The organism is Aeromonas sp. MR16 (genome assembly GCF_022549315.1).
Classification (GTDB): domain Bacteria; phylum Pseudomonadota; class Gammaproteobacteria; order Enterobacterales; family Aeromonadaceae; genus Aeromonas; species Aeromonas aquatica.
Genome location: NZ_JAKZFK010000082.1, coordinates 1 through 361, shown reverse-complemented (window position 1 = coordinate 361; position 361 = coordinate 1). Strand labels below are relative to the sequence as shown.

The following is a 361-nucleotide window of genomic DNA, read 5'->3' as shown; positions in this document are numbered from 1 at the left end:
ACCCGAGCGGGTCGAATGCGGCGGCCAACACCGAGACGGTGGCGGGCAGCTTCACGGTATCGGCGTCGGACGGCATCCTGAACGTGGTGATAGGGGGCACGACCTATACCCTGGCGCAACTGCAAGGCTTCAACGGCAGCCAGACCATCAACACCGGGGAGGGGATCTTGACCCTGCTGAGCTACAGCGGGACAGCGACCAGTGGGACGGTGAACTACAGCTACACCCTGAGCGCGACCATCGACAACGACAGCAAGGCGGGTGCCACGCTGACGGAGTTTGATGACAGCGTGACCATTGCGGTGAACGGGGTGGGTGGCACCAGTGCCAGCGACCAGCTGATAGTACGCATCGTGGATGA

Annotated in this window: 1 protein-coding gene; it reads left to right on the top strand. The window is 62.9% G+C overall.

Translation table 11 applies throughout. The features are described from left to right. A partial coding sequence (locus MM194_RS21830) for a hypothetical protein (protein WP_241344959.1) occupies positions 1-361 on the top strand: 361 nt, incomplete at both ends.